Origin of the sequence: Coleofasciculus sp. G2-EDA-02 (assembly GCF_040226375.1) — a bacterium.
GTDB lineage: Bacteria > Cyanobacteriota > Cyanobacteriia > Cyanobacteriales > Coleofasciculaceae > Coleofasciculus.
In genome coordinates this window covers 1-25875 of the sequence record NZ_JAVKEW010000046.1, presented here as the reverse complement: position 1 = coordinate 25875, position 25875 = coordinate 1, and the positions used below count along the sequence as shown (strand labels likewise).

General features: G+C 46.1%; 23 protein-coding genes and 1 pseudogene. 10 read left to right on the top strand and 14 right to left on the bottom strand.

Going from position 1 to position 25875, the window contains the following annotated elements; translation table 11 throughout:
• Positions 1-230: 230 nt before the first annotated feature.
• Positions 231-2168: a S9 family peptidase gene (locus RLO19_RS04650; protein ID WP_446354265.1), complete on the bottom strand. Its 1938-nt coding sequence runs from the start codon at positions 2166-2168 to the stop codon at positions 231-233.
• Between the two features lie 231 nt (positions 2169-2399).
• Positions 2400-2537, bottom strand: a complete 138-nt coding sequence (locus RLO19_RS04645) for a hypothetical protein (protein ID WP_446354263.1) — start codon at positions 2535-2537, stop codon at positions 2400-2402.
• A gap of 586 nt (positions 2538-3123) precedes the next feature.
• Between RLO19_RS04645 and RLO19_RS04640 the strand changes: the two genes are divergently transcribed.
• The 3 genes from RLO19_RS04640 to surE all read left to right on the top strand — a co-directional run bounded on the left by RLO19_RS04640 (position 3124) and on the right by surE (position 7031).
• Positions 3124-3978, top strand: coding sequence for a hypothetical protein (locus RLO19_RS04640; protein ID WP_446354261.1), 855 nt, complete (start codon positions 3124-3126; stop codon positions 3976-3978).
• Between the two features lie 359 nt (positions 3979-4337).
• Entirely contained in the window at positions 4338-6044 is a 1707-nt protein-coding gene (locus RLO19_RS04635; RefSeq protein ID WP_446354259.1) for a rhomboid family intramembrane serine protease, read from the top strand.
• A gap of 198 nt (positions 6045-6242) precedes the next feature.
• Positions 6243-7031 carry a 5'/3'-nucleotidase SurE gene (surE, locus tag RLO19_RS04630; RefSeq protein WP_446354257.1) on the top strand — a complete coding sequence of 263 codons (789 nt, stop codon included), beginning with the start codon at positions 6243-6245 and terminating at the stop codon, positions 7029-7031.
• Between the two features lie 246 nt (positions 7032-7277).
• On the opposite strand, the gene RLO19_RS04625 is transcribed toward surE, so the two are convergent.
• The 8 genes from RLO19_RS04625 to RLO19_RS04590 all read right to left on the bottom strand — a co-directional run bounded on the left by RLO19_RS04625 (position 7278) and on the right by RLO19_RS04590 (position 16040).
• A complete protein-coding gene (locus tag RLO19_RS04625) occupies positions 7278-10229 on the bottom strand; it encodes a Tn3 family transposase (protein ID WP_446354255.1) in 2952 nt (983 codons plus the stop codon).
• A gap of 150 nt (positions 10230-10379) precedes the next feature.
• On the bottom strand, positions 10380-11012 hold the full coding sequence (locus tag RLO19_RS04620) for a tyrosine-type recombinase/integrase (RefSeq protein ID WP_446354253.1): 633 nt from the start codon (positions 11010-11012) through the stop codon (positions 10380-10382).
• Between the two features lie 359 nt (positions 11013-11371).
• Entirely contained in the window at positions 11372-12652 is a 1281-nt protein-coding gene (gene iscB / locus RLO19_RS04615; RefSeq protein WP_446354251.1) for an RNA-guided endonuclease IscB, read from the bottom strand.
• 401 nt (positions 12653-13053) lie between these two features.
• Positions 13054-13188, bottom strand: coding sequence for a hypothetical protein (locus tag RLO19_RS04610; protein WP_446354249.1), 135 nt, complete (start codon positions 13186-13188; stop codon positions 13054-13056).
• A gap of 22 nt (positions 13189-13210) precedes the next feature.
• On the bottom strand, positions 13211-13453 hold the full coding sequence (locus tag RLO19_RS04605; RefSeq protein WP_446335530.1) for a DUF4327 family protein: 243 nt from the start codon (positions 13451-13453) through the stop codon (positions 13211-13213).
• A gap of 268 nt (positions 13454-13721) precedes the next feature.
• Positions 13722-15368, bottom strand: coding sequence for a glycoside hydrolase family 3 N-terminal domain-containing protein (locus RLO19_RS04600; RefSeq protein WP_446354247.1), 1647 nt, complete (start codon positions 15366-15368; stop codon positions 13722-13724).
• Positions 15365-15769, bottom strand: a complete 405-nt coding sequence (gene rbfA, locus RLO19_RS04595; protein WP_446354245.1) for a 30S ribosome-binding factor RbfA — start codon at positions 15767-15769, stop codon at positions 15365-15367. The genes RLO19_RS04600 and rbfA overlap by 4 nt, the downstream gene beginning before the upstream one ends.
• Positions 15770-15836: 67 nt before the next feature.
• Complete coding sequence (locus RLO19_RS04590; protein WP_446335533.1) at positions 15837-16040, bottom strand: DUF751 domain-containing protein; 204 nt, start codon at positions 16038-16040, stop codon at positions 15837-15839.
• A 22-nt stretch (positions 16041-16062) separates the two neighbouring features.
• Here RLO19_RS04590 and RLO19_RS04585 point away from each other — a divergent pair, with 22 nt between their 5' ends.
• The 3 genes from RLO19_RS04585 to RLO19_RS04575 all read left to right on the top strand — a co-directional run bounded on the left by RLO19_RS04585 (position 16063) and on the right by RLO19_RS04575 (position 19604).
• Entirely contained in the window at positions 16063-16635 is a 573-nt protein-coding gene (locus RLO19_RS04585) for a DUF924 family protein (RefSeq protein ID WP_446354243.1), read from the top strand.
• A 266-nt stretch (positions 16636-16901) separates the two neighbouring features.
• Entirely contained in the window at positions 16902-17639 is a 738-nt protein-coding gene (locus tag RLO19_RS04580) for an MORN repeat-containing protein (protein ID WP_446354241.1), read from the top strand.
• A gap of 252 nt (positions 17640-17891) precedes the next feature.
• Positions 17892-19604: an ABC-ATPase domain-containing protein gene (locus RLO19_RS04575; protein ID WP_446354239.1), complete on the top strand. Its 1713-nt coding sequence runs from the start codon at positions 17892-17894 to the stop codon at positions 19602-19604.
• 88 nt (positions 19605-19692) lie between these two features.
• On the opposite strand, the gene RLO19_RS04570 is transcribed toward RLO19_RS04575, so the two are convergent.
• Entirely contained in the window at positions 19693-19908 is a 216-nt protein-coding gene (locus RLO19_RS04570; protein ID WP_446354237.1) for a hypothetical protein, read from the bottom strand.
• A 338-nt stretch (positions 19909-20246) separates the two neighbouring features.
• On the opposite strand from RLO19_RS04570, the gene RLO19_RS04565 reads away from it, so the two are divergent.
• The gene (locus RLO19_RS04565; RefSeq protein ID WP_446354235.1) at positions 20247-20573 is read left to right on the top strand and encodes a hypothetical protein; all 327 of its coding nucleotides are present in this window, start codon (positions 20247-20249) and stop codon (positions 20571-20573) included.
• Positions 20574-20582: 9 nt separating this feature from the next.
• Positions 20583-21122, top strand: coding sequence for a GIY-YIG nuclease family protein (locus RLO19_RS04560; protein ID WP_446354233.1), 540 nt, complete (start codon positions 20583-20585; stop codon positions 21120-21122).
• A 217-nt stretch (positions 21123-21339) separates the two neighbouring features.
• Here the strand turns inward: RLO19_RS04560 and RLO19_RS04555 are convergent, their stop codons facing one another.
• Together RLO19_RS04555 and RLO19_RS04550 are read right to left on the bottom strand one after the other, a co-directional pair.
• Entirely contained in the window at positions 21340-21675 is a 336-nt protein-coding gene (locus RLO19_RS04555) for an element excision factor XisI family protein (protein WP_446354231.1), read from the bottom strand.
• Entirely contained in the window at positions 21663-21851 is a 189-nt protein-coding gene (locus RLO19_RS04550) for an element excision factor XisH family protein (RefSeq protein ID WP_446354267.1), read from the bottom strand. Before RLO19_RS04550 ends, RLO19_RS04555 begins: the two co-directional genes overlap by 13 nt.
• 132 nt (positions 21852-21983) lie before the next feature.
• Between RLO19_RS04550 and RLO19_RS04545 the strand changes: the two genes are divergently transcribed.
• Entirely contained in the window at positions 21984-23789 is a 1806-nt protein-coding gene (locus RLO19_RS04545; RefSeq protein ID WP_446354229.1) for a protein kinase domain-containing protein, read from the top strand.
• A gap of 172 nt (positions 23790-23961) precedes the next feature.
• Here the strand turns inward: RLO19_RS04545 and RLO19_RS04540 are convergent, their stop codons facing one another.
• Complete coding sequence (locus tag RLO19_RS04540) at positions 23962-24882, bottom strand: N-acetylmuramoyl-L-alanine amidase (RefSeq protein ID WP_446354227.1); 921 nt, start codon at positions 24880-24882, stop codon at positions 23962-23964.
• A 771-nt stretch (positions 24883-25653) separates the two neighbouring features.
• Between RLO19_RS04540 and RLO19_RS04535 the strand changes: the two are divergent.
• Positions 25654-25737, top strand: a pseudogene (locus RLO19_RS04535) (nucleoside deaminase); the annotation flags it as partial.
• Positions 25738-25875 lie beyond the last annotated feature (138 nt).

The following is a 25875-nucleotide window of genomic DNA, read 5'->3' as shown; positions in this document are numbered from 1 at the left end:
GAGTTCCTAAACCCGCCCCGACATTAAACACAGATGCAATCCTGGGGAAGGGCGGGTTTTGGATGAGATGGTATTAATTTCCCCGTTAATTGAGTTCCTAAACCCGCCCCGACATTAAACACAGATGCAATCCTGGTGAAGGGCGGGTTTGGGATGAGATGGTATTAATTTCCCCGTTAATTGAGTTCCTAAACCCGCCCCGACATTTAGATTTCCCTGTAAACTATGGGTTAAAAATTTTCGATATCGACGGGTTCAATGGGTTGGGCTAACTCAAAACCGAATATCCGCGAATAAAAGTATAACTCGGCTTCTAAGGTGCGCTTAATATTCTCCGCCCGTCGGAATCCATGCTGTTCTTCGGGGTAGGTGACATACGCCACGGGTAATCCCTTGGCTTTTAACGCCTCTACCATCGTCTCGGCTTGGTTGGGTGGAACCACTTTATCTTCTAACCCTTGGAAGAAAATCACCGGACAGGACAGTTGGTCGGTAAAATGAATAGGCGATCGCGCTTTGTATAAGTCTTGGCGTTCTGGATAGGCACCAATTAATCCATCCAGGTAACGAGATTCAAATTTGTGGGTGTCGGTGGCTAAGGTTTCTAAGTCGCTGACGCCGTAATAACTCGCCCCGGCTTTAAAGATATCCCGGAAGGTAAGGGCGGCTAATGTAGTATAACCGCCAGCGCTACCCCCTGCGATCGCTAAACGTTCTCCATCGACGAATCCTTGTTCAGCGAGGTACTTTGCACCATTGGCGCAGTCATCGACATCGACTATTCCCCATTGATTCTGGAGGCGTTGGCGGTATTCGCGTCCATACCCTGTACTTCCACCATAGTTAACATCTAAGAAGGCAAAGCCGCGACTCGTCCAATATTGGATTTTTAGATTAAAGGTACTGGATGTAGATGCAGTTGGTCCACCATGACTTTTGACAATCAGGGGAGGTTTCTCGGTTTCGGGCGCTTGATAGTCTTTATTTTGCGGGGGATAGAAGAAGCCGTAAGCCGTTTGACCGTTTTCGGTGGGAAATGCGATCGCCTCGGGGATGGAGAGATATCCTTTATCTATGTCTAATGTTGTCGATTGACGCAGAACCTCTATCTGTTGGTTGGCTACGTCCATTTGTACCACGGCGGTGGGTTCGGTTGCAGAACCGCCAATAAAGACGACACGATTTTCTGTCACTTGCACCGATGAAATACTGGTATAAGGGGTTTCAATCGGGTTTAATTGTTTCGTCTGTAGATCGATACTCCCTAAGCGCCATCGACCTTGTACAGTATAAGCACAGATTAGGCGATCGCGCGATGAGATGCCATAAGTAGACATACCAAACACCCATTGAGGAAGACCAAACTCAGCCTCCATTTCCCAAAGGCATTCTACCTGGTTCTGATTCCAGCGATAAAGATTCCACCACCCTGTCCGATCACAAACGAAGTATAATGTGCCATCGGGTGACCATTCCGGTTGAAAGATTGACTCCTCCACTCCACCTGCAATACATTTGGCTTCACCTAATAATCCATCTGCTTGAATCGGCGCCACCCACAATTGTGTCCCATCCCATGGCATATTGGGATGATTCCAACTCAACCAGGCTAAGTGAGAACCATCAGGACTTAAGCGGGGTGAGGCGTAGAAGTCATTTCTTGTAGCGATAATTTGGATAGCGTCACTATTATTTAAAGGAATACTGACTAACGTGTTAACGGGTTCTGCACCTTCACTGCTGTGATCTTCGCGCACACAAATCAGTCGTTGTCCCTGGGAATCAATCACTATATCAGCATAGCGGAGAGTTCCTGCTGACTCTGGGGTGATGGGTTGGGGTTCTGCATCACTTGTGTGCTGGTAAAGGCGCTGATCTTTATAATTAGCAAAATAAATAATGCCATCCTTGACGGCGTAAGCACCACCCCCATATTCGTGAACGCGAGTACGCACATTAAAAGCCGAGGGGGTAATATCTGCGATCGCGCCATTCACCTGACGGCGTACAATCACATTACGTCCTGCTTCCATGGGTCGTGCTTCTATCCAGTAGGTATCCGTACCATCGAGGGCGATACTTCCCAAGCCAATCGTACCCGCCACAATCAGTTCGGCGGCGATGGGAGAGTTCCAGGAACCGTAGGGAGCGAGTTGCGGTTGAGTCATCGTTAATTGTCTATGGGGTTTGCCAACAGTTATAACTTAATCTATTGTTTCGACATAGATGTTTACATTCAACCCTATCTACGTGTAAGGTTAGCAATATCCACCCTCCTCGCGTGGCACATCTTAATGGGTGGATGAGAATTGTAGGGGCGCACGGCGTGCGCCCATCATATCATGTCCGGTTGAATAGCCATAATTACGGTGATGGGGAAATGGGCAGTAGGGGCTTGGTTACCAAGCCCTTACATTTTGATTATGGGTGATATCATGTCCGGTTAAACACCCCTGAATAAAAACCCCTGTAATGATGGCGTTTACAGCATGGCAATTATGGGTAATCGTCAGGACATGATAGGATTTGCCGGACATCCTATCCAACCATCAAATCTATCCTATTGTTTCGACATAGATGTTTACATTCAACCTCACACCCTACACCCCATACCCAGACTCCACTCCCAAAATGCCGTGAACCGTCAGATTCAGGTTAAAATACCAAAAGGTATCATATAATACATAAATAGTGATAAAGATTTGATTGAATCAGGCGCATTTGATCAGATACCTGAATCCCTACGTTGGGACAATACCATTACTTTATTTATAGATATATATACCTATATGAACAGGTTATTTGTGAAGCGTTAATGAAGCTAAAAGCTTTTTCTATGAAGATTCAGTAAAGATAGAGTAAAACTCTTTTCAAAAGAATAAATTAGCGATAAAGTTACAAACAAGAAAGGAGTTAGTAGCTATCTCAAGATAGAAGGCGAAAGCTGAAATGGTGCTTGACCCCATTCAGGGAAGCCACTTATACCAACATTTGCTGGTATCGAGGTAATCAAACCCTATCTTTGACCGCCTGTTTCATTAAGATTCTGTAATTTTATCTAGGCTCATACTAACTCACTTTATTAACTTATGTCAACATTACCGAAATTTGGAGATACATAGTATGAACCGTCAAAGTGCATTCGCCGTTGCCTGCGCCGTTAGCGCTACCGCTGCTTTGGGTGTTGTGGCGAGTCCTGCTGGGGCGTTTGAACTCGCGCCAGGAGCAACAATATTCACTACACCAGTTAGCTTAGATAATTTCTTTAACCCGGATGGTACAAGTAATGACAATGCTTTCCAGGTTGACGATAAAATCTTCCATAATTTTTTCTTTCAGGTAGCTTGTCAGGCTCCCGGTACGCCTGCAGATCCCCGAACCTGTGATGAGATTAAAAATTTACCTGCGGTTGCTCGCCCAATTGGTCCACTCAATCCTGCCGATATTACGGTTTCAGGAAGTAAGAATTCCCTTTCTCCTAAGAGCGGTCCAGGACTGACTTTCAACGACTTTTGGCGAGCTGATCCGGGCTGGGGATATGATCTATTATTGGGATTTGATGTACATGTTTTAGATCCAGACAAGCAAATTACAGATGTCCACTTAGGCGTTGTATTGGACAGGCCATTAGATAACGGAACTATAATGATTGGAGAAAAAGTCACCGATATTGATACTGGTTTATCCCTGCTTGATAAGGGGGTTTTAGCCGTTGATAACCTCTCATCAACAACTGATATTGGAACAGAAGACTGGGCAGACTTGATATATCCAGTGAAGAAGCTACGAGTATTAAAGGATATTCAGCTTCTCGGCGTAGACGATAAAACTAAGGTTCTAGAAAAAGCAACCTTTACTGGACTGAAACAAGAATTCTCTCAAACTGTACCTGAACCCGGTACAGTAACAGGGTTACTCGCCATCGGTTCCTTAAGCGTTGGTGCAATGCTGAAGCGGCACTTTGGCAAGAAAGCCTAAGCTGAATATCTAGGCTACACACACAATCTAATCATTCAGTAGCTGAAATTAATTTTACCGTCGTTAACCACCCAGTTGGTAGGGCGGATTTTTATTGGCTGTCCATGTTTAGGTATAGCAGTAGACACATCGATTAGGATTTTCCTTTCCTGTGGTAGAGACGTTGCATGCAACGTCTCTACATAACAGTTATATCATGTCCTAACGATTACCCATGATTAGGACAGACGCGGAGACGGGGAGACGCGGAGACACGGAGAAATTTTTATTAGGGGTGTTTGACCGGACATGATATTAATCAACCCCAAATTACCGTGAGGTGGGCAAGAGCAACAAACGAGAGTATAAATAGTTCTAGGTTGATAACTCTTGCCCACCCTACTCAGAACCTACTCAGAACTACTCAGAACCGCGATCGCGTCTTGGATCGAGTTATCGTTGAAAAGGTGGACTTCGCCTACTCTTCCCCACCCGATCGCAAATCGCCAGAAATGGATATTAATCAGTTACTCCTCTGGATTGTCTGCACCTCTTGCATTCTGAACATTATCGTCGGAATGCGTCGTGCTAGGATTTCAGATTCAGCCCCCTACATCCATAGCTGGATGATTGTTTCCGGTTTGGTGTTAGCCACAACTGCTATCTTGTATGTCATCACTCCAGAGAATGCAGGCTGGATTGGCGGGGGGTTATGGGGATTGTTGATTTTAATGCCGATTCTGGGGTTTAGACTCATGAATCAATTGGCATATCAGGAACGCTTTGGTGCAGCTAGCCGACTGGGTAAACTCCTGTGTTGGCTGCACCCCGCCCAGAATTGGCGTCAATTTTCTGAATTATTGGACACCCTGGAACAATTGAAGCAAGGTTCAACAACTGAAGCCACGGCAATTATCAATCGCTACAAAACCACCAATCGTCCTCTGGTGCGACACACCATCGCCACCCTCTACAAAATGGAGGCGCGTTGGCAAGAGTTGCGGGAGTGGATTGAAACCAACGTATCACAGAGTGCCCTGCAACATGATTCCAGTTTGATCCTGTACTACCTGCGAGCGTTGGCAGAAATGGGGGACATAAATGGCTTGCTCGCACAAATCGAACGGTTTGAACCTATCTTAGAACGGAGCGATCGCGGCATCAATCAAAGTCAAGCTTATTTATTTGCCTTTGCCTTTTGCGGTCAAAAAGCCCAAGTCGCACAATTGCTCACTGGACCCTTAGCATTTTATCCAAATTACATTCGCCGATTCTGGTTAGCTACGACGGATTGGGCGGCGGGAGAGGTAGAGGGGGCGCGTCAGCAACTGTTGGCTATTTCTAACCGCCATACTGGACTATATCGCCATGCTATCCAAGCTCGTTTATCCCAATCACCTGTCAACCCTGATGCTGTTTTAACTCAACATTCTCGGCAGATTTTAGCACAACTGACACTCAATCTCCAACATCAGATCCGATACGGTTCTAGAGAACGGTTTCTGGGTTCTAGAGCGTATACGACTTGGGGAATTATTGGATTAAACCTAATCGTGTTTGGATTTGAAATTCACTTGGGCGGAAGTGAAAATCAGCAGGTTTTATATGCTCTCGGAGCATTAGTGCCACAGGAAGTTCTCGATGGTGCTTGGTGGCGGTTATTAACCTCAACATTTTTGCACTTTGGATTTCCGCATCTATTAATGAATATGCTGGGTCTGTATATCCTTGGACCCTTTGTCGAATATGCCCTCTCTGGGTGGCGATATTTGCTGCTCTACTTGATTAGTGGTATAGGTTCAATGTTTGTGGTATCTCTAGCCACTCATTTTGGATACTCTGAGGCGCAATTTGTGGTTGGGGCATCCGGATCAGTGATGGGAATTGTGGGCGCAACGGCGGCTATTTTACTTCAGGGTTGGCGGCGCGAAAAATCGCGTTTAGCCTCTCGTCGTTTACGGTTTATTTTATTTATTATTGCCTTTCAAGTCGTCTTTGACCTATCAATTCCTCACGTAAGTTTTACAGGTCATACGTCAGGATTAATTATCGGTTTTTTGGTGGGGCTTCTGCTGTACCATAAGTGATACTAAATCCGGGTTAATTACCCCCGTCTGAGCCACATCTAGTAGGGGCCCGGCATTGCCGGGCCCCTACAGGTAGCACTATACTGTGTGCAGAATGCAGAATAAAGAAAACATTTGGTTGTTCTTGGGAAGAATTGCTGGAAGTACAAGGGGATAGTTCGTTCAATGAATAAGTAGTCAGGAGTCACACTGAATTTGATGAAATTGCTGATCAGCAACGATGACGGAATTTTTGCCTTGGGGATTCGCACCCTAGCTGATACACTGGCACAAGCGGGTCATGATGTTACCGTCGTTTGTCCAGATCGAGAGCGATCGGCAACGGGTCATGGTTTAACCCTCCATGATCCCATTCGCGCCGAAGCAGTTGATACGATTTTTCACTCGGCGGTTAAAGCTTGGTCTTGTTCCGGAACTCCCTCAGACTGTGTAAAGCTAGCACTGGGAGCATTAATTGATCGTCCACCCGATTTTGTCCTATCTGGGATTAATCACGGTTCTAACTTGGGTACCGATATCCTTTACTCTGGCACGGTTTCCGCCGCCATGGAAGGGGTTCTAGAAGGAATTCCCAGCATTGCCTTTAGTCTAACTAGCTACACTTCCAAGGAGTTTCATGTTGCAGCCACGTTCGCCAAAAGCCTGGTTGAGCGACTCTCTGGCGCACCCCTCGCCAAAGTCATGTTACTTAATGTCAATGTACCGCCCGTGAGTATGGCGGAAATTGCTGGGGTGAAGGTTACCCGCCAAGGAATTCGTCGCTATTTCGACACCTTTGAGAAACGAGTTGATCCACGGGGGAAAACCTATTATTGGTTAGCGGGTGAAGTGATTGAAGATATAGAACAACCCCCCCATTCCCATCTTCCCCCCGATTTAGCTACTGATGTTCAAGCCGTTAAGGAAAACTATATTGCGATTACGCCCCTGCAATACAATCTGACGGATATTGGTGGCGTCTCTAGTTTGCAGAGTATAGAGTTTTAAATCATTTAGACAGGGCGGGTTTAGTGACATTAGAGTGGGCAAAAAACGATAGTAGTGAAAGTGAGCCCCTTTCATACCCTTGCACCGCTATCAGGGAAAATGTATCATTGCTCCCCCTGCTCCCCCTAATTTATTGGGGTTAGAAGGCGCAAATATAGCGAAGCTGACACGAGCCGCAAAGTAGCTATTCAAAGCCTTGCGTGGCAAAGGCTTGAGCATTTATTTCTTGCCGACTGCCTACAGTTTTCAAGAAACCTCTTGGTCAATCAACAGCCGCTCATCCATATCCAAGCGGAAAGTCCCGTAAGGGTTGATGTGTCCCCAAGTTAGCGGTGTCAGAGCGCGAAAATCATCTTTTTGCATCAGCTTCAACCACTGCTTCTCTGACAGAATCTGTTGCATCATCAAGGTGTTGATATACACTAAGCAAATTTGCAACAAATGCAATGACAATACAGCTATCTCTTGGTCTTCCAATCGATTCGTGGCGATTTCACTATTTTTCCCATAAAAAATAAAACTATTAGCACTATTCCATTGTTCCACCACATTCAGTCCTTCATGAATCTCTTGACGTAGTTCCTCTTTTTGTAAATATTCACAGAGAAAAATGGTCTTCACTGCCTTCCCCAACTCAGCGAGTGCTTGGTAAGTAGGATGTATAAGGTTAGAACGATTAAATCGTTTAAGAATTACCTCAGTCTCCGCCGTTCCTAGTCTCAAAGCGGTGGCATACTTAATCATCTGGTCGTACTGCTGGCGAATCAAATCCCAATTAATGGGTCTCGATAGCACAGGTTGTAAATTAGAATAGGCGCTGCTTTGACCAGTTATTGGTCGATACAATTTTTGTTTGTGAATGCGTTTGAGGCGAGGCAATAACTGAAAGCCCAACAGGTGGCAGAAGGCGAAAGCCACTTCACTTTGACCATGAGTATCAACATAATTCTTCTCTACCTTCATATCTGTGCAGTGGCGTAACAATCCCTCAATCATGGCTGCCACTTCACTAGAAGAACAAGTTTTCAACTGGGAATAGATGCAGGCAGATTTCTTCTCAACGTGCCAGTAAATCATCACTCCCCGTCCCCCATAGCGAATGTGCCACTCAGTCATCAGATTTTGATCCCAAGAGCCAAATTTCTTGGAATCAGAAGCGCAAGCGGTCGTTCCTTCACCCCAAATATGCGGCGCTCTCATCTGAAAAATGGCATTCACAACCATTCCAATTGCATTCCGTAAGTTCTCTTTGTGGATATAACGTCGTTTGATATAGAGCAGGTCATGGTAATTTTCTCCGGTTCCTCCGGTACTAATTCGTTTGAGTCCGGTGTTAGTTCCTAAACCAAATAAACAGAGCAACAGTCGCCTTTGTAAGGTCTTTCTCTCCAAAGTCTCGCGAGACGAGACGCTGTGAAACTGCTCTGTAAACCCTACTCGTAAATCTGTTTCTTTGAGAACATCTAATAAACTGGTCATAGGCCAGCGAGAAATCAACTCCGTTTTGAGCCGTTGTAAATTTAACGGTTCTGGTTGAGCTTCTAGAGGAGACACTAAAATCCAGCCATTGTCTTTTGTGAGAATCTTTACTTGGGAATTTTTGGACAACTGGAGGTCTAACTCCTCTAAGGCTTTTGTCATCTTTTGCTGTAAGCTGGCAATGAAAGCTTCCCCATCGGTGGGTTGAGACAGGGCTTGATAGTAAACCTTTCGCTGTGCCTCAAAGTCTTTTGGGAGGTCTTCTTCTGGATTTCCATAACGTTTAGCACCAACTACCCAAATTTCCTTGGAACGCAGTTGGTCTCTCAATGCCTGAAGCACGCTAATTTCATAATTGACGCGGTTAATTCTTTCAGCTCCATCCGCATCTACTTCAACAACAATGTCACGCCAAGTATTTTTTAGCACCCCATCAATCAGGACTTCATCTTCTTGGGAGTAGTAATGTTGAGTACTACCCGTATATTTGTTAATTAATTCCAAGGCTCCGATGACAGGTTGATAGAGTTTGTTATTCGACCGAAACTCCAAGACATTGAGAATTGGCGGCACCATTCGACGGTAATGGTGCAGGTAGGAAGCTCGCATGACCGTATAAACTCGCTCTCGATAGGTGGGGCCGCTAGATTTGAATTCTTTTACCAAGTTCTGCAAGGTAGACGGGCTGACTACGGGATAAATGACATCCTTAACGCATTCTTCTGGATGGTCTAACGAGGCGGTTGCCATGCGAAACAGGATATTATTTTTTCCACTGACTCGCTTGAAATCCGCAATCAGTTCCTTCTCGACCTTTCGTTCAGCCCGGATGCTAATTCGATGCACGATTTGAATCAGTAATTCAACTAAACTGTCTGTAATCTCTTGACTCCTGAGCCAACAGAAAACTGATACAAGCGTGTAACGAATCGGGTCGGGATGGCGACGTAACTCCCTTGGGGGTTCAGTGGAAGCACGTTGTCGGTAATGATGCAGAATCTTGGGGGAGATGTTAGCGAATAAGTTTTCTGGTAATTCTAGTTGCCGAATGGTTTGTAACTTGTCAATCTCTTTGAGTAGGCTATCAAGACCGACGCGACCTGGGTCAGCTTTCAAATTATTGAAGTCAGATGGCTGAGGTACGGTTTGTTCTTCTAGTGCCTTCTCTGTACTCACAAGGGCGTCAATTCGAGCTAAAGTTTCTGTTGAAAGCTGAGAAGAAATCGCCGCACAAAAATTTTGTTCGTAGGTATGCAGTGCTGAACGAATTAACCGTTCAATTCGTTCAGGTGTTGGAGGTTCAATTTTTAATTCTCGCAGTCGTTGATAAACGGCTGCTTCTAAATGCTGTTCGTTGCGGTCATAAATTAGCACTTTATCGAGCAGCCACTCACTCAAAGCGTGGAAATCCGCGACTGTGGCTTCTCGAAATCCAAAAAAGACACGGATTTGGGCGCGATGATATTCAATGGTGCGTCCAGTCCACTTATACTGACGCCACTGGGGGGGTGGGACTTCTACCTGTGTGGCAATATAGGATACGACTGACTTGGGAATTTCTTGCTTTTTAGTCGGGAACCGAGCTTCAAGGCTAAAACACTTGAGTAAGACGGCAAAACCCAGCCGACTGGCTCCTGTTTTATTTGCTAGCAGTACCCTTTCTTCCTCAACGAGCGTGAAATGCTCTATTAATTCTTCTGGCTCCCACTGGCGTTTCATGTAGACTTCCCCTCACGGTGACAGAATTCTAGTTCTACGACAAAACTGACCCCAGTGGGGAGATAGCTGATTTAATTAATGCTCGGAACGTCTTTGACTTGAACCGGAGTCGCGTGGGTTATTTTCCCTCACTCACTTTCAGGACTTATATTACTCATCCCACAATCCCCTGAATCGTTCTGGAGCCAGCTCAGTATAGTGGACTGTGTGCTGAATGTTGTTGTGTCCTAGATAGCCTTGGATAGTGCGGGTATCAGTTCCTCTTAAGGCTAGGGCATAGCCACAGGCATGACGCAACATATGGGCGTGGACGGGAAATGGTAGAAGAGCTAGCTCTCCAGCTCGCTCAATAATTCCACTGACTGTATCTTTAGCTAGTGGACCATGACGAGCTGACTGGAAAACATAGGGAGAAGCTGGATAGTCTCGTTGCAGCTTACGTAGGGAGCGCAGTTCCGCACCGTAGAGAGGTTGGGTGGAGGGCGTACCTTGCTTGACCCGTTTGACGTGGAGATTACCACTACTCCAGTCTATCTGTTCCCATCGTAGTGCCACGGCTTCTGCCACCCGTAGTCCGTGACGGTACATTAACAAAATTAACGTTGAGTCTCGATGAGCGTGGCGACCTCCTGCTTTTGAAAGTGCGTCTCGCATGGACTCAACTTCTCTTGGCAGCAGGTATTCCCGCACTCTCACTTCAGCATACTTGCGGGAGTTTGGTGAAGGGCGAGGTGGATTGGAATTTTTACCAACTTTCGATTGTTGAGTAGAAGAATGAGTCATACTCAGACCCCCTGAAAAATCAATCAACAAAAGGGTTCTTTTCCCTACTTTCGCCCTAAAGTCGGCATTTGAGTTAATATTGTAGCAATTAGTAACTCTGTACTAAATCGACCGGGTTTGTAGCTTCATTGCATTGGGACTAACTAGAACGGACAGTGGTGACTATACTCTGCCATAGCTGACGAATTGCTGGTTGCGTTCGGAGAACCAATCGGAGGAGTAACAAAAGCTTGAAACCTTTATCTGATAAGCATTTCAATCGCTACTTTGCGGCTGGTGTCAGCTTCGCTATATTTGCGCCTAGAAGCTGTTTGTTAATTCTGGACACATCTAGACATTTATTCCCGTTTGGGTACTTTTCACCCATAGCTGTAGCCATCCTTTCGATGAATTGGTTTTTCGACATATTCGAGTTTGATGCCAATCCGTTTTTTACCAGTTGTCGGATAGATCTCACCTCTACCGTTGCTGTATGGGCAAAGTCGAGCAACATAAGTTCCTGTGTTCACACCTTTTGGGATGATCGTTTTCACGATGTCGCCAGTACAGAAGCCATGAATCGGACGCAATGGGCGATACTTGTGCGGATAACCTAGTCTATCGGTTTGGCATCGTTGCCGCCCACCCTGCCCCGTTGCTTTGACTTGCAGAATCTTATTGGTCAAAACTTTGAGCATTTCGGTGACACCAACACAAGCAGCATCTAACCAATGCGCTTTATCGAGTCCTAACCGAGTGCGGTTATATTTGGTTTGTCCACCTGTCCCGGTCGTCACGGGTAGTTCCATTGCCTTGAGCGTCTCGAATAACTTCGAGCGCGTTACGTTAACCGCAGCAGCATCTTTCAACGGTGCTTTGGCAAGTTTGAGAATGCGGTTCTCTAGTTCGGGTTTACCTTTGAGAAAGTCTTTCAGGTATGAAGTCCCTTTCTTTTGGTTGCACTTTTCACAGGCAAGACACAGGTTAGAAACACGGTCAGAACCGCCCTTGGCGCGTGAAATGATATGTTCGACTTGCAATGGAACGCCTTTTTTTGAGCAGTAAGTACACTTGCGTCCCCATTTTTCGAGAAGATACTCTCGTACCTCGAAACCAAAGAGAGTCCCTTGCTGGTATTGGACTCCTGAGATTTCTGGGTTCTCCATCTGCTGCATATCAAATCGGACTAATTCCTGTCTGATTTCAGCGATGGGTGCAAATTGGCAAAGCCTTTTCACCCAAGTTTCAATTGTCAAAACACGGTGCATCAAACTAGGTGCTAACCACCCCTTTGAGCGCAAGCGGTTCAGAAAACGAGCTTGACGGTAACGAGTATTGCGCCCTCTTCGTCCCCGGCGAACCGTTCTGCGTGTTAAAAGAGCATCTTTAATCTGTTGCCCTCGGTGTTCAAGCTCCATGCCCCAGACAACTTCATCCCGGTTGTTCACCAGTGAAATTCCGCTCGTTTTGGAGCCTGGGTCAATCTTGAGTGTGAGTGGATAGGTAATGATGTTTTCTACCACTCGATTCATGATCAATGTGAATGGATAACGACGAAACACCGCCGCCTTGCCAGCTTCCATCAATTTCCTTGCCTGTGCTGGATGAATTGGATTCATCGGTGTTTTATTGGCATCAATCAAAAAAACATAGTTTGACATGATTTGTTTGGTCGGTTTGACCAGTCCTTCGTAAAGTAATGTTAGCTTCGACAATGCTTCTCAGGCTTGTTATGGAGTATCAGAGGGCTTCTGTTCGATGTCTCGCCTTTCGTTGATAGTTCCGACAGTGCCAAAAACTAGCGTTCATTCTTGGGTGTCATGACCAAAGGAAGCGTAGCCAACCTTGCCAGATGGTAGGTTACTCTTTTTTACGGCTGAGTCTGCACGCTCACCCCACCTACCCAAAATGCTTAGTTTTGGGTAGTTGTGGGTAGACATTTACGAGCGGCTCCTACAGTATTTCAGGTTATCCAAATTTTAATATGCAATTACATTGGTGCTTTGCTAAGCTGCATCCTTTTTTTTAGGGTTGTATCAGGAGCGAGAGCTATGGCTTAAGCCTAAAGCCGACAGGGTTTCCCAATATAAATCGGCACTTGTTTCTGACTCGCCAATTCACCAATGACCAATAACAACGAACCGATAACGACACTTGACGGAGTAAATTTGTACAACTCATATAAGCGCCGAGCCACAATCCCTCTCAAATAAGGCTATTTAATCGTTTTCCCATTCTTCGGAACCAATTAAATCACCAATCCGGTCTCTAAGCAAGAAATCACACTGTTCTAGTTCGCATTCGATACATACCCACTCGCGAGCTGGAATGTACTGACAAAGAACGTAGATGGGCTGTTGACGGCTGACCACTCCTTTTTCCACGAGTTGACGTGCTTCTTCTTGAATCACATCAATGGAGTATCGAATAGAGGGAGTAGAGGGAGCAGTTTGAAGACTCATCGGGCTCATAGATACCATCCTGACTAAAAACTAAGCTACGTTCTAACTATATACGAATTTGGCTAGCCTGAAAAGGTATCTCGTTCCGTATAGAAAGTTACAAAGATCTTCGAGTTATGAATAAAAAATACCAAAGATACAAATTGTTTCAGCTTTTAGTCGCTAGCGACTAAAAGCTGAAACCCTTGCTACACCGTTAAATTGGCAGTTGATACTGGGGCTGCCTCTGAGATCCCTCTCTCGATTATGGCAATTTAATTAATAAAACTTAAATAAACTCTGTTAAGCTATAATCAGATTCAATCTGATCAAATAATACCTCAAGTGCGATCGCCTGCGCCTCTGGCATCTGTCCGTAGGAGTAAACATAAGGCGTCTGGGCGGGGAGGTCAGGTAAGAACTGCTCTAAGGTGTATGGACTACCGTAAATCACCAATGCCTCTAAGACTTGATCCGTTAATAATCGCTGTAGCCAATCCGCAGCCACAGCAGTTAAAGAAGCTGTACTCCGAAACGGATTTCCACGAATGAAAAGCTGTAGCAGCGTCGGAATCGGGAGCTCATTGTGATCCCTCGGCATCGCTGGCGTATGGCAATCCACCCATTGCAATTGGTAGCCAAACTGTTGGGGTAGGGTAACGGCTGGAGCATTTCGCCCCAAAACATTACAGGTTAAAATATCATCCACAATGATCAGGTTGCGCCCCTGGCGACTATTCTGGAGCGGTTTTGAGCGCAGGGGTAGGGAACCGCCAACTTGTTGAGAATCACGGAGGATATTAGTAACCGTATCAATGGCAGTCGGTTGAGCCAGATGAGCCAGAAACGATAAGGGTTGAGCTTGATCAATTCGGTTCCCTGACACCTGTGTCCCCCGGCTGATCTTCGCCTTCGCCTGCCAAATCCGTTCCACAGATGCCAGAATGCGATCGCGCGAAATCCGTCCTGCCGCTACAGCATCACAGACGGCTTGAATGGCGGTTTCTGGGTTAACGGGCATGAGTAAAATATCAGCCCCAGCTTCAACCGCTTTTACAGGGGCTTCCGTTGCGCCATAGCGATTAGTGATCGCACCCATAATTAAGGCATCGGTGACAATCAACCCCTCAAACCCCAACTCTTGGCGCAGAACTTGGGTTAAAACTTTTTGTGATAACGTCGCAGGATAGTGAGCATCCAAGCTAGGGATCAACAGATGAGCCGTCATCACCGCATCCACACCCGCCGCCATAGCCGCTTGAAACGGGGGAAACTCCACCTGTGCCAGTCGCGATCGCGAATGGGATAAGATCGGTAAATCTAAATGGGAATCGATCGCGGTATCCCCATGACCGGGGAAATGTTTCGCCGTGGTTAACACCGGATAATCTTGCGTCCCTCGGATAAACTGACAAGCCAATTGACTCACGATTTCCGGCGTCTCACCATAAGCCCGCACATTAATTACCGGGTTTTGGGGGTTATTATTAACATCTACAACAGGCGCAAGAATCCAGTTAATCCCAATCGCTAAGGCTTCTTGGGCAGTAATTGCGCCCTTTTGTTTAGCATAATTTTGGGCTTTTTGCAAATCCTGACGGGCAATCGCCCCTATTGCCATCGGTGGCGCAAACCAAGTCGCCCCAGCAAAGCGTTGACCGACCCCTTCTTCAATATCGGCGGCAATCAACAAGGGGATTTGGGCATACCTTTGTAATTGTTGCGATCGCAGCGCTAGTTCCCCAGCACTCGCACCCAGTAAAATCACGCCTCCCACCCCCAAATCCTGTATCCAATGCTGCAACCTAGCGGCGGGAGGTTCCCAAGCCGGGTACTGAATTTGGTGGTCAAACAGGTAGCCAGATGAGCGCACCACAACCATCTGTGCCACCTGTTGTGCCAAGGAGAGAGACTCGATATCGGGTAAGGAATTCACTCGTTTTCTTCTGCCTCAGGAACCTGATCATCGAGTTCCTTACTATGACGTTCTTGTGAGAGTTGATTCAGCAGTGTCAACATGCGATCACCGCGTTCCAAGCCTTGGTCTTCAATAAAGACGACCTCTGGGGTACGACGCAAGCGCACCCGCCGACCTAATTCGCGACGGACAAAACCCGTAGCTGATTGTAAACCCGCCATCGTTTCCGATTTTGCCTCTTCGGTGCCATAGATTGAGACATAAATTTTGGCATGTTGCAAGTCACCCGAAACATCGACATCCGTAACGCTGACCATCCCAGCACCGACACGGTCATCTTTGATATCGTGTAACAACATTTGACTGACTTCCTGCTGAATCAGCGAGGAAACCCTAGACACACGGCGATTTGTAGCCATAACGCCCCCTTTACTATGAGTATGGGCAGTTGGAGACCAACGATTTCTAGTGTGACATACTGACCCGCTAAACTGGGTTGAGTCCTAGCATGGCACGCAGGGTGAAAGCCAGGAATAAAAACGTCCCCACCACCAAACCCACCAGCGCGATCGCACTCACGGGATTACTCAATACCGGCTTAAAGCGCTCAAATAGGGCAAAGAAGATGCCCAAGGTTATACTAATCAGGTAACGGGGGTAACGGCTAATATTTTGCAAAAAGTCTTTCATTGCAACTTGCTACTATCTTTAAATGACAAATGACGAAATTTTAGCATTTTGGTTTGGAACGCCCGATGATCCAGCTTATCGGAAGCCTCGTCAGGCTTGGTTTACCAAAAATCCCGCCTTTGACGAAGAGGTGCGATCGCGCTTTTTGGACGATTATCAACAAGCGGCGGCGGGTCAACTCAACCATTGGCAGGAATCCCCTTATACTTGTCTGGCGCTGATTCTACTGCTGGATCAGTTTCCCCGCAATATGTTTCGCGGTCAACCCCAAGCCTTTGCCACTGACTCTCAAGCCTTAGCCGCCGCCCAACATGCGGTATCACAAGGGTTTGACCAAACATTGATCCCTGTGCAACGCTGGTTTGTTTATATGCCCTATGAACATAGTGAAAACTTAGCACACCAGCGTCAGTGTGTTGAATTATTCTCCACGCTGAAAAATGATCCAGACAGCGCCAGTACCATTGATTACGCCTATCGTCATCTGAAGGTGATTGAACGCTTTGGGCGTTTCCCCCATCGTAACCCGATTCTGGGTCGAGAAAGCACACCGGAAGAAGTGGCGTTTCTTAAACAACCAGGTTCCTCGTTTTGACGATGCATGGTTTAGAGGCGACTTATAGTCAAAATTAACAACTCGAATCCACTTTATTAGGAAGTATATACAGATCCTGCGATTTGTAGGGGTACGACATGTCGTACCCCTACAGGTAGGGGTTCAACTTTTTGTCTAGTTTTCGGGGGGAACATCAGCCCAAACGCTGATTTTATCGCTCTTTTGTAAAGTTTTTTGTCCTAGTTCATAGAAGGCAGGCACATTTCCAGAGTAACCAGTGAAAGGGTCATTCATCGAGGTAACTTATGTTAAAGCAACTGCCTTTAAAACGACTAGGACTAACCCTACTGATGGCATCTAGTGCCAGTTTCGCCATTAACTTGAGTTATTCGCCGCCATCATTGGCAGAATTAATCACGCTTCAGGATGGTACTTTATGCCAAGGAAACTTCCAGGGACTTAATGGTAGAGGGTTATGCGTTTATGAGAGAGACTCTCAAGGTAACCCTTACAACTATTACGAAGGAGACATTCGCAACGGTTTACCATCAGGTCAGGGACTCTTCGTGTATAACAACAATGACCACTATGAAGGACAATTCAACAACGGTCTTCCCCACGGCAGAGGAACCTTTATATTTGAGAATGGCGATCGCTATACCGGGGAGTTAACTCAGGGTGTAGCCAACGGAACTGGAACATTCAGATTTGCTAGCGGGGATCGTTATTCAGGAGGCATTCTCAACGGTCAGTACCACGGTAGTGGAACGTTCATTTTTGCTGATGGGCAAAGGTACGACGGACAGTTTATGTTAGGTCAGGCTAAAGGCAATGGTACACTACGACACGCTAATGGTATCGTTTGTCGAGGTAACTTCTACAATAGTACCTTTACTGGTCGCGGCACTTGCACCTATCCCCAAGGCGACACCTATAAAAGTTATACTGGAGAGTTAGAGAATGGTCAGCCTGGAGGTGTGGGTGTCCTGACTTATACTGATGGGCGAATTTACAGAGGAAATTGGAGCAATCGCCCTCAGTAAAATCTGCCTCAATAACCGGGTGGGCGGGTTTAGTCAAGTTATCGGTTATGTGCCACAATGTTATGGGTAAAACCCGCCCCTACAGATTGACCCCCTTTGCTCTCCTTAACCGAAGCCTATTGCCATGTTCCCTGTATATCGCCAATGGCTCTAACTCCCACCGGAGAACGTCAACTCAATGCAGCTAAACCACGAGACGCTAAGGTTGGGTAGTAGTCTGAAAACAGCTATTACCCAACTTATTGCTACATTATGAGTAATCGCGAGAAACTACGCCAACTTCTACTCCAACTTGACGACAAGAGCTACAAAGCTTACAAGGATATCAAAGGACGTTATCACTTTTCTGATTTCACCTTAATTATCGATCGCGTCCAAGGTGATCCCTTTGCCAGTCCTAGTCATGTCCGAGTGCAACTGTCTCAAGCTGTAGCGGAGTTTCCCAGAACCCTTTACCAAAGTCGTAGTCGAGAAATCGCCTTACGGGATTACCTGACACGCCAGTTTGATTTAGTGGCGCGAAACTTCAGTTCCCACCGGGGAACGGGGAATAGTGGGAGGATTGCGATTATGTCTGTGGGACAATCGGTAATCGAGCGAACAGCTGTATTTGTCAACGATGAACTCATAGAAGTTCGCTTCGTCGTCGGATTACCTGCACGGGGAAGGCGCATCTCTGGGCGTCAGGCGGCGGAAATGTTGTGTGATGATATTCCTGAGATTGTTGATCAAGCGCTTAAGTACGAGTCTCTGGATGCAATAGAGATTAAACAACACGTTCAAACAGTTGAAGATGCAGACTGGCTGCGTCAACAGTTAACCGAACGGAATTTAGTGGCATTTATTGCTGATGATGCGATTCTACCCCGACGCAGTGGTGTGGATGATCGCCCGTTAGATGAAAATGCTTTACCTTTCCAATCCCCAGAGACATTACGGGAAACCTTTAATTGTCCGAATCGAGGTGAGGTAACGGGGATGGGGATTCCCGCCGGCGTTACCTTAATCGTCGGGGGTGGCTATCATGGCAAATCTACCGTCTTGCGATCGCTAGAGGTTGGGGTCTATAATCACATTCCTGGGGATGGACGGGAATTTGTGGTGACTCAAGCCTCAGGGGTGAAGATTCGGGCAGAAGATGGTCGTAGTATTGCCAGTGTAGATATTTCGCCGTTTATTAACCAATTACCCCAAGGTCGGTCTACTCGTCAATTTTCCACCGCCAATGCGAGTGGGAGTACCTCCCAGGCGGCGAATATTATTGAAGCGTTGGAAGCCAATACCCAGTTATTACTGGTGGATGAGGATACGGCGGCGACAAACTTTATGATTCGCGATCATCGGATGCAGCAATTGATTGCCAAAGATAAGGAACCGATTACGCCGTTTATCGATAAGATACGCCAACTATACACCGATTATGGGGTATCCACAATTTTAGTCATGGGCGGTAGTGGTGATTACTTTGATGTCGCCGATACCGTTATCGCCATGGATAACTTCCAGCCCTACGATGTTACCGAAAAAGCCCGCGCGATCGCGAAACAGTATCAAACAGAAAGGATTCCCGAAGGCGGAAAAGAGTTTGGCGATATTGCGCCGCGTATTCCGTTACCCGAAAGCATTGACCCCAGTCGCGGTTCACGAGACGTTAAGCTGAAAGTGCGAGATGTGGATGAAGTTGTCTTTGGCAAAGAGGAAATTGATTTAGCCGCCGTTGAACAGATTGTGGAGAAAGGGCAATTACGGGCAATTGCTGAGGCGATTGTTTATGCCAAGCGACACTATATTAATGGGCGCAATACACTTACGGAAGTACTAAATCGGATGATGGCAGATATTGAATCTCAGGGATTAGATTTGCTGGGCAATTTACCCGAAGGAGACTTAGTATTATTCCGGCGATTTGAGTTAGCAGCTGCCTTAAATCGATTGCGGACATTACAGATACGGGAGCATCCTTAACATCCTCTCCTACTCGTCTGAGTCGGGGCGGGCGCGAGTTACATGGGGTTGCCACCGACAAGATAGTGGTGAAACCCGCCCAGCCATATTAGTTTAAAGCCAATTCCTTCAAATTTGTGCAATCTCGAATCCGTTCTAAAGAAGTTTTTAATCGTTGTTTATGGGGGAAAGGTAAAACGTTTAGCAAATCATCAGCTTCTTCTAAAATTCGTTCTTGGGCTTCAGGTAAAAGATTTATCCAATTCGAGTGGGATAAATTCCGTTCAATGATAGTGAGTTTCCAGTCGTAGTCACTCGCGATCATTTTGTCTCCTTCTTGCTCAGGTTTGAATTAACCAAGTGCGGTTGTTAATCGCAATCATAGAAAACCGATATAATCCCTAGTGTGATTTAAATCAATATGAACTGTAAGCTTAATAGAACCAAAAGCTGATTTTAATAGGCTTTTTAAGTGATATTTCTCTAGTGAAAACATGCCGGAAATCATTTTAAGGGGTGATCTCGATCATTTAACCCTTTACTCAGAGACTCTAAACCCTTGTGTAGCAAAGTATTGAACATTCATACTGCTATGGCTAAGAAAGCTATACTTGTGCGGTATAATCATCCCAGTCGTCAATTTGCTCCCAATTCTGCCAAACTATGGCTAACTTAAAAATTGTTAACAATTTTGATGGCAGCTTTGTCCTCGAACCAGACGCCCAGAACCATCTATTTAGCTTGCTGAACGGTGAAGCATTCCGCCAGCAAGTCGCGGGACAACTGCACTGTCACGATTTGGAATTCACCGAGTTACTGTTTCAACCTGTCCCCTACAGCGAAGGGACTCCCAAAGGTATGCCACGGGAGTTTGAACAGTATCACGAATCCGAAGATTATGCAATTATAAATGTCCCTCCCAATTTCATGTTCAAAGCCAAAATCTTTAATCCCAGCCGCCTCTGTGCGATTTATCGAAAAATAGCCTAATTATTGCTGATGAGTTCTGACACGCAAATTCCTGCTCTCTCTGACTTAGACTATATTCCTTATCTGGACGAGGGAGGTAATCTCCCGGAATCGTTATCTGGAAAAATCGGCGTCTATGCCATTTTTGACCAGGACAAAACCATGCAACTGGTCAACTATTCTCGTGATATTTATGTCAGCCTAAAACAACATCTAGTCCGCCAGCCTCAATCCTGCTATTGGTTGAAAGTGACAACCATTGAGCGCCCCAATCGCACTCGATTGGAAACAATCCGCACAGTTTGGATTGAAGAAAATGGAGAAATTCCACGAGGAAATGGTGGTGATGAAGGGATTTGGAATAATCCTATTGATGCGAAAAAGACGATGACGGATGAGGATAAAGCAACCTATAACAAGAGTGAAGAATTAGGGCAAATTAAGCTATTAAAGAAAATAGCACGACGAGTAGAAGCGGAAATTTTAGAACAATTAAATGCCCGTGGTGTGCAAGCTGAGATTCGCTTTAATCCAAAATTAAAAGAGAAGGGATTACTGGATTTAAAATAAAAATCAATTAACAAGATCCAAAAAAATAAGTTTTTAATAGTTTAGAAGAAAATTGTATCATCGATTGAACAGGCAGGTTGTTAGTGCGACAAAATAAGTTCTTTTGTGACGAAAGGCGGGTTTGATTGAAAAGTTATCGGTAGATGCCAAAATTAAATGGCTAAACCCGCCCCTACAATTGGCTCCACTAAAGCTGTTCTTTTTGTTCTAAGCCATATTAGGCAACAGCGTAGCCAGTGTGTTCGCGCACATAGATTGGATGAAAAGCCAGCACAATATTCTCCTTAGGAATATCTGCGGTAACCAAATCTTCTGTAATACTACCTTCAATGCCATCGTAGTGAATCCAGATTTTGCCGTCTCGGATTTCGGCATGAACAACCATGCCATGAATTCGTTTGTTGCCTTGCCAACCTTCGTGCATTAAGAAAAAATGGTTGCTATCCCGACTCACAACAACATAGGTTTGAACATCAGAGTAAGGATACGGGAGTTCTGCATAGTATTGAAGGGTTTTCTCTAGGGTTTCCCGCCATTGGTTTAGGACTTCCATTGCACAATTTCCTCCGTGGTTGGATTAAACACAATCAGATGAAAGCCGGGTTCCTCTAACAGGAGTTGTCCAGCTTCCTCAGTAAACAAGGTTTGAAAAACAGTTTCACTAACGGCAAGGTATAGAATGCGATCCGGTTCTTGTTTCTGTAATGTCCTAGCGTATAGAAAAAACAGAAGCGGGGTTATATTAAATCCGCAAGTGACTTAATCAATTAGATAAACAACATTCTGTACAGGGCTTTCAGCCGTTTAACTTGATATCATAACTCATATTCATCATTTATAAACAGCTTGCCTAAATCGCTCATGATGCCAACGCTGCTCAATAATCGCTATCGTATCCTCCAGACGCTGGGGGCAGGTGGGTTTGGGAATACTTTTCTCGCTGAAGATACTTACATGCCTTCGGGACGTAAGTGTGTGATTAAGCAGCTTAAATTCATGACTCATGATCCCCAGAGCTATCAGCAAGCACAAGAACGATTTCAGCGGGAAGCAGCGGTTTTAGAAGAGTTAGGTGAAAATAACTCTCAAATTCCCCGATTATTTGCTTATTTTTCCGAATCTGGACAATTTTACTTAGTTCAGGAATGGATTGAAGGGGATACCCTGACTCAAATTGTAGAACGGGAAGGTCAGCTCAATGATAGTCAAGTCAAGGCAATTTTGTTGAGTCTGTTGCCTGTACTGGATTATGTCCACAGTTGTCACATCGTTCACCGTGATATTAAACCGGATAATGTCATTGTGCGACAGCGAGACGGATTACCTGTCCTGATTGACTTTGGTGCTGTTAAAGAAGCGATTAAAACCGTTGTTCATTCTCAAGCCAACGCCACCCCATCGATAGTCATTGGCACCCCTGGGTTTATGGCAGCCGAACAAGCGGCAGGACGCCCTCGCTATGCTAGTGATCTGTATAGTTTGGGATTAATTGCGGTATTTTTGCTCACGGGCAAATTACCGCAAACCCTAGAAACTGATACTCGCACCGGCGAAATTTTATGGCGTCGGGATGCACCAAATTGTCGCTCCCATTTAGCCACCGTGATTGATCGGGCGATTCGCTTCCATCCGCGCGATCGCTTTGCGGATGCCAAGGAAATGCTGGAAGCCTTGAGTGCCTATCCGACAACGATCGCGACAGCCACGTTATCCCTTTCTAGCAGACATGTAACCCCTGCCAGTAAATCGGCGGTTCCGCCAACCGTTCCCATCCGCAGAAAACCCCTGTCAACAGACGAGGGACACTCCTCTCGGCGCTTCGGCGGTTTAATCGCTGGCGGCTTACTCCTGAGTGCTATGGCTATTGGTTGGGGTTTAAATCGTATTCTAGAACCCTCAAGTCGCGTACCGCCACCCCCAGAGTCCGTATCCGCCTCTTCTGGAAGTACCCCTTTGCCCTCAACTACAGCGACAACTACACCTTTACCTCTGCCAACTCCTTCCCCAAAACTGGTGAGTCCAGAATCGCCCACACCCCTGTCCCCACCTGATCCCACATTCCGTATCCAAGAATCTCCAGAATTCCTGCCTGCTCCCAATCCCGCCACGCCGTTTGCCTCTGAACCCTTAGTCTTACCCTTCCCCTCTCCTTCTGTGTCTCCTGTTGCTTCCCCAACCCCCATACCGACACCCTCACCGACACCCTCACCTGCGCCCGAAAACCACACCCCTAAACCACCTCTATCGGACAAAATTCCCGGATTTACCCCAGGAACGCCTCGAAAAGTGGTGGAAGCCGCCTTAGGCAAGCCAACCCAGCTTTCCAAAGGTTTATGGTACAATACCCAGGCATTGACTTATGAAGACTTTATTGGCGATCGCGTCAGTCTCGGTTATCTGTTTGACCGCGATACTAAACGTTTGCGCCAAACTGAGGCGGCATTTGCCCAATCTGTGGGATTAGAAACCATGGCAGATACCTTAGATAAAATGCTCAGTCGCAATCTCTCACCAGAGATTCGCCAAGGACTAACCCAGGTTTATCAGCGTCAATCCAATCACTATCGTTTTACCAGCAGCAGCAACGGTTCTCCCTTGAAAGGGTTGATTGAACGCAATGAGCGCGATCGCATTTATATTGGAGTGTGGGAAGCCGATTTGCATTAAATATCATTTGTCATTCGTCATTTGTCAAATAACTCAATACTCTTTAACTTATGTAGGGGCGGGTTTAGTCACATCAGGGTAGCAAAAAACGATAGTAGTTAAACCCGCCCCTACTTCCCTCACTTAAAAATTTTCAACCATATCCTTGAAGGTCGTGAAGGGTCAAAACTTCTTAAGCCAGTAATTTGCTCCAACTTTGGGGACCGATGATCCCATCAGCCGTGATCCCTTGTTGCCGTTGGAATCGGGCAACGGCGGCGGCTGTCCCCGGACCATATATTCCATCCGGTGTCGTCCCGATACGACGTTGCAGATATTTGACTACAGAACCTGTGGCATGATTTTCTCGCAGGACTGGCATGGCTAAAATTTGATTTATGATCTGCCAGGTTGTAGAATCGGCAATACCTGTGGGTGTAACACCAACGATCGCCTGAAAGGTTTTGAGTGCTGCTGTAGTATCCGCTTCGTTGGAACCATCTTCGACTAAGGGAGTACCTTTGGGACTTCTGATCTTAAGCCGATTTAAGGCTTTCTGAAGGTCAACAATTGGTTTTTGGGAAAAGGTAGTCGTCACTGGTGTGGTTTGTCCAGTTAATCCTTTGACAATCGCATCTGCCAAGGCTTCGGCTTCGTAGCGATCCATGTCCTCTTGATTATCGCAGAAACAGCATTCAACTAGAATCGCTGGCATTGCTGTATTCCGGAGGACGTACAAATGGGAGCCATCTTTAATCCCGCGATTGAAGTACCCTAGCTCAACAATATTATCTAAGATAGGCTTAGCCATGTCCTTCCCTGTATTGCTGACGGCAAAGACTTCTGCGCCTTTAGCTTTGCCGTTAAAGGCATTGAAATGAATGGATACAAATCGATCGACACGATTGGTATTCGCCGTATTACAACGTTGTTGTAAGGAGTTGCTCACACTCGAAGCGCGACTAGGTGTACAGTCTACCACTTGATGATTCAGGGATTTGAGCTTCGAGATCACTCTCGTCCCCACCGCCTTGGTCATATCATCTTCTTTGCCAATATTGCTAGCACCAGTATCTGGAGGGCAGTTATGTCCGATATCAATTCCGTATTTCATCCTAATCTTTGACTCCCATTGGTAATGAGATGGTGAAGTACCCCAACTTGCTTCGCTGAAGTTGGGGCTTCCAACTTAACTAGGCAATGACGGTCTTATTCGTCTTCGGAGTTTCCCGCTTCATCCGTCGATGCCTCTCCAAACCCATGTTTGGTTTGGTCTTACTCAACGTCCACAGGCAGCAACCCGCCTCCCGCAGGTTGTTATTGCTTGTCGTACAACATGGCTTGGGAGAGTTTTTTACCGCAGGGCGTAACCTTACGTACCAGTGGTCATGTTCTTTCCCTAGCTGCGATGTTTCTGCGGCAAGCATATTACTGCTACTTCGGAATTAGCCTGTCTGATGTCCATACGCAAGAGAAGGGTCAGCGACCAGGCTAATAATGATAACATGAATATGTAGCAATTGCTAATAGGTGTACTAAGCACACCTATTGATTATTGATTGACTCCGTACCTTCGGAGGGTCTGCTCCCTATCCCCACCTTAGACATTGCGGGTACTCACCTGCGGCTTGATACAACCCGCTCCAGACTGAAGGTGGAGACTTCCGCGTCACGTTAATTCACAGCAACTATGATGATGACCGATGACTGAACCGATGTACTAGGGGTTGACATCCCCACCACCCTTTTGTTCCTTTTGTGAAATCGGCAATAGCGGTTCAGAACATCTTTCTCCATCTCCCCAATCCCGATAACCTGCTCCGGAGAAAATTCTACAGACGTACTATTTAGCGAGAAATTTGGAGAATTCTAGGATAGCAAGACTATGGATGAGTTTATGGCAGCCGCGATCGCCCAAGCCCAACAGGGACTTCGGGAAGGAGGAATTCGCATTGGTTCTGTCTTATTGACACTCCCCGTCCTATAAGTACGGGGATTCTTAGTTCCGCGACACACCTTACAGCTATCTATCCTTGCGGCAATACTTAAACCAAATACCCGTAGAAAACTACCAAGTATTGAGCCTAACTTAGATAACCCCAGAGGG